Origin of the sequence: Klebsiella sp. 141198, from assembly GCF_050600785.1 — a bacterium.
GTDB classification, from domain to species: Bacteria; Pseudomonadota; Gammaproteobacteria; order Enterobacterales; family Enterobacteriaceae; genus Klebsiella; species Klebsiella aerogenes.
Window position 1 is genome coordinate 1 of record NZ_JAQIRM010000009.1, and the last position, 12,290, is coordinate 12,290.

At 54.8% G+C, this 12,290-nt stretch carries 12 protein-coding genes and 1 pseudogene; 5 read left to right on the forward strand and 8 right to left on the reverse strand.

All coding sequences use genetic code 11. The features are described from left to right. Window positions 1-97 (forward strand): annotated as a pseudogene (locus PGR10_RS23620) (carbohydrate porin); the annotation flags it as partial. A 57-nt stretch (window positions 98-154) separates the two neighbouring features. On the opposite strand, the gene phnV reads toward PGR10_RS23620, so the two are convergent. From phnV to phnR, 5 genes are all read right to left on the reverse strand, one after another. After that, window positions 155-952 (reverse strand): 2-aminoethylphosphonate ABC transport system, membrane component PhnV, encoded by a 798-nt coding sequence (gene phnV, locus PGR10_RS23625; protein ID WP_004145044.1) that lies wholly within the window; start codon window positions 950-952, stop codon window positions 155-157. 2 nt (window positions 953-954) lie between these two features. Next, window positions 955-1,815, reverse strand: coding sequence for a 2-aminoethylphosphonate ABC transporter permease subunit (gene phnU / locus PGR10_RS23630; protein ID WP_087858896.1), 861 nt, complete (start codon window positions 1,813-1,815; stop codon window positions 955-957). Further along, window positions 1,815-2,927 (reverse strand): 2-aminoethylphosphonate ABC transport system ATP-binding subunit PhnT, encoded by a 1,113-nt coding sequence (gene phnT / locus PGR10_RS23635; protein WP_430924213.1) that lies wholly within the window; start codon window positions 2,925-2,927, stop codon window positions 1,815-1,817. Before phnT ends, phnU begins: the two co-directional genes overlap by 1 nt. A 5-nt stretch (window positions 2,928-2,932) precedes the next feature. Further along, complete coding sequence (phnS, locus tag PGR10_RS23640) at window positions 2,933-3,946, reverse strand: 2-aminoethylphosphonate ABC transporter substrate-binding protein (RefSeq protein WP_213794866.1); 1,014 nt, start codon at window positions 3,944-3,946, stop codon at window positions 2,933-2,935. A 178-nt stretch (window positions 3,947-4,124) separates the two neighbouring features. Further along, window positions 4,125-4,844, reverse strand: coding sequence for a phosphonate utilization transcriptional regulator PhnR (gene phnR / locus PGR10_RS23645; RefSeq protein WP_430918415.1), 720 nt, complete (start codon window positions 4,842-4,844; stop codon window positions 4,125-4,127). Between the two features lie 141 nt (window positions 4,845-4,985). On the opposite strand from phnR, the gene phnW reads away from it, so the two are divergent. After that, window positions 4,986-6,089, forward strand: a complete 1,104-nt coding sequence (gene phnW / locus PGR10_RS23650) for a 2-aminoethylphosphonate--pyruvate transaminase (protein ID WP_213317683.1) — start codon at window positions 4,986-4,988, stop codon at window positions 6,087-6,089. A 9-nt stretch (window positions 6,090-6,098) separates the two neighbouring features. Beyond that, entirely contained in the window at window positions 6,099-6,908 is an 810-nt protein-coding gene (gene phnX, locus PGR10_RS23655) for a phosphonoacetaldehyde hydrolase (protein WP_045389061.1), read from the forward strand. Window positions 6,909-6,913: 5 nt separating this feature from the next. Here the strand turns inward: phnX and nepI are convergent, their stop codons facing one another. Both nepI and PGR10_RS23665 read right to left on the reverse strand, forming a co-directional pair. Then, window positions 6,914-8,098 (reverse strand): purine ribonucleoside efflux pump NepI, encoded by a 1,185-nt coding sequence (gene nepI, locus PGR10_RS23660; protein WP_430924214.1) that lies wholly within the window; start codon window positions 8,096-8,098, stop codon window positions 6,914-6,916. 211 nt (window positions 8,099-8,309) lie between these two features. Further along, window positions 8,310-8,762 (reverse strand): DUF1198 family protein, encoded by a 453-nt coding sequence (locus tag PGR10_RS23665; RefSeq protein WP_004901545.1) that lies wholly within the window; start codon window positions 8,760-8,762, stop codon window positions 8,310-8,312. Window positions 8,763-9,032: 270 nt separating this feature from the next. Here PGR10_RS23665 and PGR10_RS23670 point away from each other — a divergent pair, with 270 nt between their 5' ends. Continuing rightward, a complete protein-coding gene (locus PGR10_RS23670) occupies window positions 9,033-9,890 on the forward strand; it encodes a DUF6708 domain-containing protein (RefSeq protein WP_430924215.1) in 858 nt (285 codons plus the stop codon). Window positions 9,891-9,911: 21 nt separating this feature from the next. Next, the gene (locus PGR10_RS23675; RefSeq protein WP_430924216.1) at window positions 9,912-10,778 is read left to right on the forward strand and encodes a DUF6708 domain-containing protein; all 867 of its coding nucleotides are present in this window, start codon (window positions 9,912-9,914) and stop codon (window positions 10,776-10,778) included. A gap of 80 nt (window positions 10,779-10,858) precedes the next feature. On the opposite strand, the gene uhpT is transcribed toward PGR10_RS23675, so the two are convergent. Next, on the reverse strand, window positions 10,859-12,250 hold the full coding sequence (gene uhpT, locus PGR10_RS23680) for a hexose-6-phosphate:phosphate antiporter (RefSeq protein ID WP_015369067.1): 1,392 nt from the start codon (window positions 12,248-12,250) through the stop codon (window positions 10,859-10,861). Window positions 12,251-12,290: the final 40 nt, after the last annotated feature.

Genomic DNA, 12,290 nt, shown 5'->3' on the forward strand with positions numbered 1-12,290 from the left:
CCAGGTGAATAACGAGCACACCGCGAAAGTAGACGGCACCAGCGACGAGCGGCTGGATTCGCTGAACATCGGCGGTATGTTTGAGGCCTGGTTCTGAGGCAATCCGATTCCCGGCTGGCGCTACGCTGAGCCGGGCTACAACTCCGGATACAACCTATCTCTGGCTTAATCGGCGGGCGATGCGCTCAAGCTTCATCATCAACAGCAGCGTGACGCCCACCAACACAATGGTCAGCGCCGAGCCATCGGCGATATTGCCGCGATCGGTGAGGCTGAAAATAGTCACCGGCAGCGTCGTCCAACCCGGCGGATAGATCATCACCGTCGCCCCTAACTCTCCCATCGACAGCGATAGGCTCAGCGCCAGCGCTGAAATCATCCACGGCGTCATCAGCGGTAGCGTAACATGGCGCAGGCGATACCACGGCGAAGCGCCCAGGCTTGAGGCGACGTTTTCAATATCGGCGGAAATCCGCGCCAGCCCGGTCGTTACGTTGCTGAAGGTAAAGGCGGAGATCAGCACAAAGTGCGCCGCCAGGACGATAAAGAAGGTGCCGTTCATCTGCAGCGGCCCCTGGCTGAACGCCACCAGAATGCCCAGCCCGACGGAAACCGAGGGGATGGCGCTGGGCAGATAAAACGCCAGGCCAAGATATTTCTGTAGCGTCGCGCCATACTGGCGCAGCGCCAGCGCCGCCCACATCCCGCACAGCAGCGCCAACAGGCTGGCGCAGAAACCCACCATCAGGCTCGAAAACAGCGAATCCCACGCCGCGCCGCGAAAGGCGTTAACAAAGTGGGCAAAGGTAAAGCCAGTGGGCAGCAGGCCATTCCATTGTTTACTCAGGCTGGAGAGTAAAATCACCGCCAGCGGCAGCAGGAAAACGCCGGCAAAAAGCGTCACCGCCAGCGCGCCCGCCGCCGCGCGGCCTTTACGCGACCAAATCAACATCGTTAACTCCTTACGCCAGTGCGCGCCGCAGCCAGCCGATAGAGCATAAACAGCCCCAGCGACAGCAGAATATTAATCAGCGCAATCATGCAGGCCACGCTGTAATCCGACTCCAGAATCGCCTTGCTGTAGACCATCATCGGCAGGGTATTAACCCCTTTGGCGCCAATAAACAGCACGATACCGAACTCGTTAGTGGTCAGCAGCAGGCAAAGGCTGCCGCCCGCCATCAGCGCCGGTAGCGCCGCCGGGAAGATAACCTGGGTAATCACCCGTAACGGGTGAGCGCCGAGAATACTCGCCGCTTCCAGCTGGCTCTTATCTATCTGCCGCAGTCCCGCCATTAGCGGGCGCATCACCAGCGGCGTAAAGACGGTGATCTCCGCCAGGATCACGCCGTTAATCGAATAGAGAAAGTCTACCGGCGGCAGTTCAAAAGCAAACAACGCCATCAGGGTGCCGTTGAGCAGCCCCGCCGAGCCGTAAATAAAGGTGAATGCGAGGGTAATCAGGAAGGTCGGCAGCGCGATAAACGTATCGATGACCCGGCTCACCAGTTGGCTGCCGGGGAACGGAATAAACACCAGAATCAGCGCCAGCACGCTGCCGAGCACCAGGCAGCCGAGCGTCGCGAAAACGGCGATCTGCAAGGTATTAAACAATGCGCTGATAAAGCGCTTAGAGTCGATCACCTGCCAGAAAGTCTCGAGGCTCAGGTTGCCGCTGGCGTCGCGTAACGCCTGTTCGGCGATCAGCAGTAGCGGATAGAAAAATAGCGTCGCCAGCACCAGCAGCGGCAACGCCAGCCACAGGTAAGGGCGTAGGTTTCGCGCCGGACGCGCAAGCGTGAGGGTTTGCGCCATTATTGCACCTCGATCAGAACCGCATCGCCAGGTTCAAAGTAGAGCGCCAGCTTGTCCCCCGGGCGCGGCAGTGGGTTTACGTGGGTCATGACGATCCGCACCGCTTCGCCAGCGACGTCGCACAGCAGATGCGTCAGATCGCCCTGCCAGTGTACCGAGGTCAGGGTAGCGTTGAGGCGATTACTGATTGCCGATCGCGGCGCCAGGCTCATGTGCTGCGGGCGAATGCATAACAGCTTGTTGTTGCCATGCAGGCCGCCCCGACTGAAGGCGTTAATCAGGCCGCCGCCGCAGCTCACGCTAACCAGCCCCGGCTCGGTACTGTCTTTCAGCGCCGTTGCCTGCAGGATATTGGCGCGGCCGAGGAATTCGGCGCTAAAGCGGTTCGGCGGATAGTGGTACAGCTCGTGCGTTTCACCGTGGGCGATCAGCGAACCGTCTTTCATGATGCCGATTTTGTCCGCCAGGGTCAGCGCTTCGGTTTGATCGTGGGTGACGTAGAGGATGGTGAGCTCCGGCAGTTCGCGATGCAGGCGGGCAATCTCTTCCACCATGTTATGACGAATTTGCGCATCCAGCGCCGACAGCGGTTCATCAAGCAACAGCACCCGAGGACGCACGGCAATCGCACGGGCTATCGCGACGCGCTGCTGCTGGCCGCCGGAAAGCTGATGCGGGTAGCGGGTGGCATAATCCGCCATACCGACAATTTTTAAGGCTTCAGTCACCCGCTCGGTGATAAGCCCCCTGGGCTGCTTTTGCGCCCGCAGGCCGAAAGCAACGTTATCTTCCACCTTCATATGCGGGAACAGCGCGTAGTTCTGCACCACCATCGCCAGCCCGCGTTTGTACGGCGGCAGCTGGGTGACGTCCGTGTCGCCAATCAGGATCCGACCGCCAGCCGGTTGCACAAAACCGGCAATCGCCCGCAGCACCGTGGTTTTCCCGGAACCGGAAGGGCCTATCAGCGCCAGCACCTCACCGGGTTCAATGGTCAATGACAGCGGTTTTAAGACCACGTTGCCGTGGTATGAAACGCGCAGCGAGTCCAGGGTGATCCCGGAAGTCCCCGCCAGCGACGGGGAAGGAGTGACGGTGGTTTTCATCAACATCAGGCTTACTCGCTATCGGTCACTTTATGCCAGCGGGCGATATCCGCCGACAGCGATACTGCAACGTCGTCCCAGTTCGGCTCCCAGCTCTTCACGCCGTCGAGCGCCGCTTTCGCCGCCTTAAAGTTAGCGTCATCCGGCGCCACGTCGCTGCGTACCGGTAAGCCCCAGGAGAGCGCGCTAACGCTGGATTGCGCTGGTTTATCCAGCAGGAAATTAATCAGCTTCTTGCCGTTTTCGCTGTTCGGTCCGTTCTGCACAAGCCCGATGGTATAGGGCAGCGCCAGCGCGCTGCGCTCGCCTTTGTCATCCGCCGGCCAGAAAATTTTAACGTTCGGGTTACGCGCCATCTGCGACAGGTTCATCTGCAAATCGCCGTTGGCGACGTACAGCTCGCCTTTGTTGACCAGCGCCGTCAGCTTGCCGGTCGAGGCCGATGGGCCGACATTATTGGCCTGTAGCTTACCCAGATATGCAAAACCGGCGTCTTTACCGCCGAGGCTATGGAACGCCTGCAGCATCACCGCGGTACCGTCGCCCGCCTGACCCGGCGTGGAGTACTGCAACTTGTTCTTAAAGCGACTATCCAGCAAATCCTGCCAGCTGGCCGGTGCGGCTTTCAGCAACTGGCTGTTATAGATGAAGGTCAGATAGTTATTCACCAGCGGCGCGTAGCGGTCGTTAGCGCCGGGGATCTGCGCGCTACCCTGCGGGGTAAAGGTTGCCAGCAATTGCTCTTTCGCGGCGCGCTGGATAAACGGCGGCACCGTGACCAGCACGTCAGCCTGCGGATTGGTACGCTCCTTCGCCAGACGTTCGACGATCGCGCCGGAGCCGCCTTCCACATACTGCACTTTGATGCCCGTCGCTTTGGTGAAGGCGTCGAACTGGCTCTGATACCAGCTGTTATCGCCGTCATGCAGGCCGTCGGCGGAATAAACCGTGACGACGCCGTCCGCCCAAACCGGAGAGCTGGTCAGCGCGAACAGGGACAGCAGAGCAAGTCGGGAGAGTTTCATCGTATAAGCCTCATCGGATAGTCAGTTATTCTGGTGTAGACCAGATTTGGCTTCACGCTACCGGGGGTTTATGACAAAACGATGAAAGAAGTGTGTCGAAAGAGTTAAAACGAGGGGAGGTGCGTAGCCCCGGCACGCGCAAGCGCCCCGGGGAGATCAAAAAATTTAACCAATAAAATCAATGGGTATCGACTTCGATCCGCAGGCTGTCATGCCGCCAGTATTCAATATCGTAATCGAGAATACGCCCGTGTTGATCGTAATTCAGCCGGCGCAGCAGCAGCGCCGGGCGCCCTTCCATCACCCCCAATGCTTCGGCAGCCTGCGACGGCATTGAAGTGGGATAAAACGACAGATGCATACTGGTATAGATCAGGCCGTACTGAGTTTGATAAATCTCGGTCAGACTGCCGTTAAGATCGTGGCGCAGCAGTTCAGGCACCCGTGCGGGCAGACAGTGGTTTTCGCAGTAGCACACCGGCCGGCCGTCGGCATAGCGCAGCCGGGTCAGCAAATAGACCTGATCGAAGGGCTGCAGCGCCAACGGCGCCATCACATCCAGCGGCACGGCAGCCAGGCGGCCATCAAGCAGCACCGTTTTCGGTTCGCGCCCCTGCTCGAGACACAGCTTGTGGAAGTTGGTATTTTGCGTCGGATCCAGCCATAGACGCTCCGGCGTCACAAACCAGCCGCGGCGGTCGGCGCGGTAAATCACGCCGCTGGCCTCCAGCTGCGCCAGGCTCTCACGCACCGTAATCCGGGTCGTGTTGAACAGCGCGCACAGCTCGCGCTCGGAAGGCAGCTTGTCGCCGCTTTTGAGGGCGCCGTTTTGAATACGCGCCTGCAGCTGCGCTTTAATCATCAGGTATTGCGGCATCTCGCCAGAGGGTGATTTCATGTTTACTCACTGCCACTTTTCGTGCGCTCATTATACATAGCCAGATGAATTTTTTGTTGCAGCGCCACATTTCCTTTGACCCTGCCCCGGCTTTGTCTCCATGATAAATATAAATCTGGTATAGACCAAATGGTGAGACAAATGACTTCACGGAACTACCTGCTGCTGACCCCCGGCCCGCTAACCACCTCCCGTACGGTAAAAGAGGCGATGTTGTTCGATAGCTGCACCTGGGATGATGATTACAATCTCGGCGTGGTACAGACCATTCGCCAGCAGCTGGTGCAACTGGCTACCCCAGCCGACGGTTATACAGCGGTACTGCTGCAGGGCAGCGGCAGCTACGCGGTCGAAGCGGTGCTCGGCAGCGTCATCGGCGGACAGGGCAAAGTGCTGATCGTCAGCAATGGCGCCTATGGCGCGCGTATGATTGAGATGGCGCAGCTGATGGGCATCGCCTGCCACCCTTACGACTGCGGCGAAGTCGCACGCCCTGATGCGGCGGCGATCGAACAGATCCTGCAGAACGACCCGGCGATCACCCATATCGCGATGGTACATAGCGAAACCACCACCGGCATGCTGAATCCGATCGAAGAGGTGGCCGAACTGGCGAAACGGTACGATAAACGCTATATCGTCGATGCGATGAGCAGCTTTGGCGGCATTCCGTTGGATATCGCCGCGTTGAATATTGATTACCTGATAAGCTCCGCCAACAAATGTATTCAGGGCGTGCCGGGCTTTGCCTTCGTGATTGCCCGCGAAGCGGAGCTGGCCGCCTGCAAAGGCCGTTCACGCTCGCTGTCACTGGATCTATATGCCCAGTGGCGCTGCATGGAAGATAACCACGGCAAGTGGCGCTTCACCTCGCCGACCCATACCGTGCTGGCCTTTGCCCAGGCGCTTAAAGAGCTGGCGCAGGAGGGCGGCGTTAGCGCGCGCCATCAGCGCTACCGCAACAATCAACGCCGTCTGGTGGCAGGGATGCGCGCGCTCGGCTTCCGGCCGCTGCTCGACGATAGCCTGCATTCGCCGATCATTACCGCCTTTTATTCCCCGGATGCGCCGCAGTATCGCTTTCACACCTTCTACCAGAAGCTGAAAGATCAGGGCTTCGTTATCTATCCGGGCAAAGTATCGCAAAGCGACTGCTTCCGCATCGGCAACATTGGCGAAGTCTACGACGCCGATATCACCGCCCTGCTGGCGGCTATCGATAACGCCATGTACTGGAAACAATAAGGAACCGCCATGAACCGTATTAGCGCACTGATCCTTGACTGGGCAGGCACCACCGTAGACTTCGGCTCTTTCGCCCCGACGCAAATTTTCGTCGAGGCCTTCCGCCAGGCTTTCGATATTGAGATCACTCTTGAAGAGGCCCGCGTGCCGATGGGGCTTGGCAAGTGGCAGCACATTGAGGCGCTGGGCAAACTCCCTGCTGTCGATAGCCGCTGGCAGGCCAAATTCGGCCGCGCGATGACTGCCGCCGATATCGATGCGATCTACGCCGCGTTTATGCCGCTGCAAATCGCTAAGGTTGTCGATTTTTCCGCACCGATTGCCGGCGTTGTCGACACTATCGCCGCGTTTCGCGCCGAGGGCCTGAAGATCGGCTCCTGCTCGGGTTATCCGCGCCCGGTGATGGAAAAGCTGGTACCAGCCGCTGCCGCCCAGGGCTACGCCCCGGACCACTGGGTCGCCACCGATGACCTTGCCGTCGGCGGTCGTCCGGGCCCGTGGATGGCGCTGCAGAACGTGATTACCCTGGGCATAGACGATGTGGCCCACTGCGTGAAGGTCGATGATGCCGCACCGGGCATCAGCGAAGGGTTACATGCCGGGATGTGGAGCGTCGGCCTGGCGGTGTCCGGTAACGAATTCGGCGCTACCTGGGAGGAGTACCAGGCGATGTCGAAAGAGGAAATCGCCACCCGTCGCGAGCGGGCGGCAGGCAAACTGTATGCCGCCGGGGCTCACTATGTGGTTGATACCCTGGCGGATCTGCCGGAAGTGATTGCCGACATCAACGCCCGGCTGGCAAAAGGCGAACGGCCGTAAGCGGGTTAATTCACCTTCACTTTGGTCGTCACCAGCAGGCCGGTAAACAGCATTAATATTCCTGACAACACCAGCGGCGACAGCAGCCCTAAGTGGTCGAGCGCAACGCCGCCGACCGCGGCGCCGCAGGTGTTGGCAAGCTGGATCACCGCCACCTGAATCGACCCGGCTTTTTCCGCCTGATCGGAGAGAGAACGGGTGATCCACGTTGACCATCCCACCGGAATCAGCGCAAACGCGAAGCCCCAGATAATCGCCACCGTCGAGGCGACGATTTTGCTTTCTCCCCACAGTACCAGCGCCGCCGCGCAGGCGGTCAGCACCAGCGGCGAAATCGCCAGCGCCGCTTTGACCGAGCGCTTCAGCACCACCGAGGAGAGCGAGGTGCCGATAAAGCTGGCGATACCAAAGCTCAGCAGCACCAGCGTCAGGCCGTCGACGTCAAAACCGGCGAGTGTCATGTATACCGGTCGAATATAGGTAAAGAAGGCGAACTGTCCGGCAAAGACCATGAAAATGGCGCACATCCCAGCCATCACCCCCGGACGCTTCAGCAGACCAAACATATTTTGCTGCTGAGCCGCCGATTCACCCGGCAGCGACGGCAGCGCTTTCAGCACCCAGAGCGTACACAGCACGCCCATCACCGCCGCGCCGTTAAAGACGTTGCGCCAGCCGATAAGCCCGCCAAGGAAACTGCCCAACGGGGCGGCGATCACCAGCGCGATTGATACCGCGCCGAAGATAATCGATAGCGCTTTCGGCACCACGCGCATCGGCACCAGACGCATGGTCAGCGATGCCGACATCGCCCAGAAACCGCCGAGCGCCAGGCCCAGACAGGCGCGCCCCAGCAGTAGCAGGGTGAAGCTATCGGCAAACGATACCAGCAGGCAAGAAAGGGTCAGCAGCAGCGAAAACAGGATAACCACGTAGCGGCGATCGGTTTTGCCGATAACCGTGGTGATAAACAGGCTGGAAAACATCGCGACGAATGCCGTCGTCGTCACCGATTGCCCGGCCATCCCTTCGGAGATGCCTAAATCCAGCGCCATCGGCGTCAGCAGACTAACCGGCAAAAACTCGACGGTAATCAGGCAGGCGACGCAGAAAGCAACCGCGAAGACCGCCGACCAGTTTGGCCGCGCGAGATCGCTTGCATGGGGTTTGGCTTCATTTGAATGACTCATGAGTTACCTGCGAAGAAAGTGGCGGAAAGCTGCGCAGTGTAACATTTTGTATGTGACGTACTTAACGTTTTCGCAACTCTTCTCGCTTTTCATAACGTAATACAAAAGCGTAGCCTGAGAATACAGACCTCGTCATTCTGCCGGATGGCGCTTACGCTTATCCGGCCTACAAGTGACGAGTGCGTAAACCACAGGCCGGATAACAATGAGATCAGTGCAACCAGTGCACGCCGTCTTCCGGGAGAAACAGATCGTTATAGCGCTGCTGTAGGTTATGTAAATCGCTCACATCCGGGTCCAGTTCGCGCAGAAAACCTTGCGCCAGGCGGATCTGTGCGTCGGTAATCGGCGCCGCTAATCGCGCTTTTTGCATCAGGCGATACCAGTAGTGCAGGTTTTTCTCGCTGGCGTCGACAATCGCGACCTGCCAGATAAGCAGCACCTGCGCGGCGTTCTGCAGATGTGCTTCATTGGGCCGCTCCAGGTAACGCAAATACTCATTACCGGCGGTTTTTCCCAGCTGATCGATCATCGATTCCAACGGAACAGGCGTAATGCCAAGGCGTTCGCTCAGGCGGCGAATCGCGCGGCGTGAATCAGAGGTAAGCACCCGAAATCCCACAACAAATACCACTACCAAGGTGGCCAGTCCTATCCAGATCATGCATCCTCTCATCCAATCGCAGCCTCACTATCATAATGGGAATTTGCCTGCTGTCGACTGTCGGACGAACCATAATGTGACTTATCGCGTTACTTTATACTTTTAACGAATTAATCAATCACACTGGCATAAAGAAACAATATATTAAAAACAAATATTAACACTAATATAATTAGCTTAATCTATGAATTGCTATTTTTGCACAGTAATAATTAAGCATGTTATCCTTTAATGGATTCGCTACCCTTATCAAGCAATGGAATGTATATTATGCAATTCGACTATTTAGCAAAGCATATCGATAACGATGGTCTTGCCAGAATTAATGCTGAGACGAGAAGTAATACAGATAAACTCACGCACGCGGGTAAACTCGTTTATGTAAATGATGATTATTGCGAAATAACCCGTAACTACTCATCATCTTATGGCGCTAACATTTTATTAGTTGCGTTATTCTCTCCCATTATTCTTGTGATAGTTATCGGAGTCATTGTTTTTTTATATGAAATAATTTTTGATTTTGAATGGTATATTAACGCATTTTGGGGAAATGAGCAGGAATTAAATAGCACACTCCTTTTTCATTTTGCAATTTTACTTTCAATAGCCTTATCCTTTATTTTCTCGGCCATCGTAAATTACGCTTTTTTCGCACCTCGCCATTATCCAATTCGCTTTAACCGTAAAACAGGAAAAATCTATGTTTACGAGTATACTCTGTCTGATTTAATTAAGAGGCAACCCTATACATTTTTCCTTCACAGCCCTTTTTATAAAAAACCAAAACCAGAATGCAAGGAATTTGACTGGAGTGATATAAAAGGGAGCTATTCTCTAAATTATAACGCAATAATAAACTGTCACGTATATGAAAACCACAGCATCGTTGACTCCTTCATCCTCACCTCGGATGATACAGGAACTGAAACGATGTTGATGAATAACTATAAACTATGGCTGTGGATCAGTAGCTATATGAATTTCAAAGACGAGATGCTAGATATGACCGTCAATCCTAACGTGGGCATTTACGGGCGCAAAGTCGAATGGCCTGAGGTGATGCTTAAAAAATCTACCGCGTCATCGTTAGAAGAATATGAAAAAATCGCCGAAACGGTATCATAGTCAATAAGCAAAGGAATGCATATGCTCCCGATCCAAAACCACTATTTAGCAAAGCAAATTCCCGATACGGATCTTAAAAACCTTATCACTGAGACTCCAGGCGATACAGATAAGCTAACACATTCGGGAAAGTTATTCTATGTTAATGATGATTATTGTGAAATCACGCGTAATCATTCAACATTTTATTGGATGAACATTTTCTATATCATTATGTTATTACCCTTAACTATTTTATCATGTTTGGTAATCATTATATTTTTATACTATATGATTTTCGATTTTGAAAGTTACGCGGCGTTTTTTTGGCAAGAAAAAAGTGAATTACTGCTAACACTCACCATTCATTTTAGCATCATTGCAATATTTGCCATAGCTTATTTCTCGTCTTTTGCAGTAAATTACTGCTTCTTTTCTCCACGACATTACCCAATTCGTTTTAATCGAAAAACAGGAAAGGTTTATATCTGCGAATATGTTTTTATGAAGATACTTCAAAGACCAAACCGCAACTATAAAGCCAGAACCCGCTTTCCATTCTATAAACGGACCCGACCAGAATACAAAGAATTCCCCTGGAGTTCTATAAAAGGCTATTATGATTTTTATAATCAGAGATCGTTTATTTGCTTACATGCTTATGAAAATGAAAGTATTACTGATATATTTACGCTTATTTCAGAAAAAACTATCATTGAGTCTAAATATTTAAATAACTATAAACTCTGGACCTGGATTAACCGCTATATGGATTTCAAAGACGAGATGTTAGATATGACCGTCAATCCTAACGTGGGCATTTACGGGCGCAAAGTCGAATGGCCTGATGTGATGCTTAAAAAATCTACCGCGCCATCGTTAGAAGAATATGAAAAAATCACCGGCTAATTTAATGCGTTTGCCGCCCAGAAAACCCTATAAAAAAGCCCGGCGCAATGGCCGGGCAAGGTTACCAAATACCTGGTGAATCAGGCAGTCTGCAAAACTCGATTCTTTTTCTCGCGGCGAATTTTACGCTCTTCGAAGATAGCCACGATGGCCATCAGGCAGATACAGCCGATGGCGGCGGCGTCCAGCGCCGCAAAGGTGCCGGCCCAGCCGGTCAGGCCGAAGACCGGCGTGCCGTCGGCGATCATCCCGAGACCCAGTTTGGCGAAGCTATCGCCGATCAGATAGGCGAAGGTGCCCTTGATTCCATCGGCAGCGCCGATCGCTTTTTTCGGCACAAAGCCGACGGCAGCGACGCCGATCAACAGCTGCGGACCAAACACCAGGAAGCCCAGCGCAAACAACGAGGCCAGATAGACGTACTGGTTGCTGGCATGTTGGTAAACCCCGAGGGTGGCGATAATCAGCGCCAACGCGACGCAGGCCACCAGCGCGCGGCGGCCGTTGGCCAAGTCCGACAACCAGCCCCACAGTAGCGTGCCAACCAGCGCGCCGACTTCAAACAGGGTAAAGCCCTGAATCGCCACCTCTTTAGACAGCTTCAGCTCCTGGAAAGCATACACGGTGGACCACTGATCGATACCGATACGCACCACGTAGAGGAAGATGTTGGAGAAGCACAGCAGCCAGATCACTTTGTTTTTCAGCACGTACTCAACAAAGATCTGCCACTTGGTCATCGCATTTTCTTCGGTTTCTTTGTCCTCTTCGCTAATCGCTTCGCCAAACAGCTCTTCCGCCGTGCCAAGGCCGTAGGATTCCGGAGAGTCGCTACCGTAACGCAGGCCAATAAAGCCGACGATCAGCGCAATAATCGACGGGAAGATAAACATGCCGATCACGTGGCCGTCGAACAGATAGTTGGCGCCAAACAGCGCCACGCCCGCCGCGCCCGCGCCGCCGAGGTTGTGGGAGATATTCCAGAAGCCGAGGAAGGTGCCGCGTTTGCGTCTGGGCGTCCACTTGGTGATGGTGGAATAGCTGCACGAGCCGCCGGTACTCTGGAAGAAGCCGCTCAGCGCATAGAAGGCGATCATCAGGAACAGGCTGGTTGAACCCGCCCCCATGCTGGCGCTAAAGCCCAGCATACAGATGGCGGAGAGGATCAGCATAAACGGCAGGAACTGCTTGGTGTTTTTACCGTCGGCATAATAAGAGACCAGTGTCTTGCCCACGCCGTAGGTGATGGAGAAGCCCAGGCCAATCATCCCCAGCTGCGTCATGCTCAACCCGTAGGTGGAGATCATGTCGTTCTGCGCGATGTTAAAGTTCTTGCGGATCAGGTACATGGTCAGGTAGCCGATGAAGACCACCAGATAGGACTGCATGAAAGGTTTGAACCACATTTTGCGCCGCACGTCGAGCGGCAGATCCAGGGTCGGCTTGCGCACCTGATTCAGAAAGGCCAGCATGGGTATCTCCTGAGCTGATTTTTTATGCCTGCGTAATAAC

Bases quoted from the DNA above. Each gene is read 5' to 3' on its own strand.
- phnV (WP_004145044.1), bottom strand. From the start codon at position 952: ATGTTGATTTGGTCGCGTAAAGGCCGCGCGGCGGCGGGCGCGCTGGCG.
- phnU (WP_087858896.1), bottom strand. From the start codon at position 1,815: ATGGCGCAAACCCTCACGCTTGCGCGTCCGGCGCGAAACCTACGCCCT.
- phnT (WP_430924213.1), bottom strand. From the start codon at position 2,927: ATGTTGATGAAAACCACCGTCACTCCTTCCCCGTCGCTGGCGGGGACT.
- phnS (WP_213794866.1), bottom strand. From the start codon at position 3,946: ATGAAACTCTCCCGACTTGCTCTGCTGTCCCTGTTCGCGCTGACCAGC.
- phnR (WP_430918415.1), bottom strand. From the start codon at position 4,844: ATGAAATCACCCTCTGGCGAGATGCCGCAATACCTGATGATTAAAGCG.
- phnW (WP_213317683.1), top strand. From the start codon at position 4,986: ATGACTTCACGGAACTACCTGCTGCTGACCCCCGGCCCGCTAACCACC.
- phnX (WP_045389061.1), top strand. From the start codon at position 6,099: ATGAACCGTATTAGCGCACTGATCCTTGACTGGGCAGGCACCACCGTA.
- nepI (WP_430924214.1), bottom strand. From the start codon at position 8,098: ATGAGTCATTCAAATGAAGCCAAACCCCATGCAAGCGATCTCGCGCGG.
- PGR10_RS23665 (WP_004901545.1), bottom strand. From the start codon at position 8,762: ATGATCTGGATAGGACTGGCCACCTTGGTAGTGGTATTTGTTGTGGGA.
- PGR10_RS23670 (WP_430924215.1), top strand. From the start codon at position 9,033: ATGCAATTCGACTATTTAGCAAAGCATATCGATAACGATGGTCTTGCC.
- PGR10_RS23675 (WP_430924216.1), top strand. From the start codon at position 9,912: ATGCTCCCGATCCAAAACCACTATTTAGCAAAGCAAATTCCCGATACG.
- uhpT (WP_015369067.1), bottom strand. From the start codon at position 12,250: ATGCTGGCCTTTCTGAATCAGGTGCGCAAGCCGACCCTGGATCTGCCG.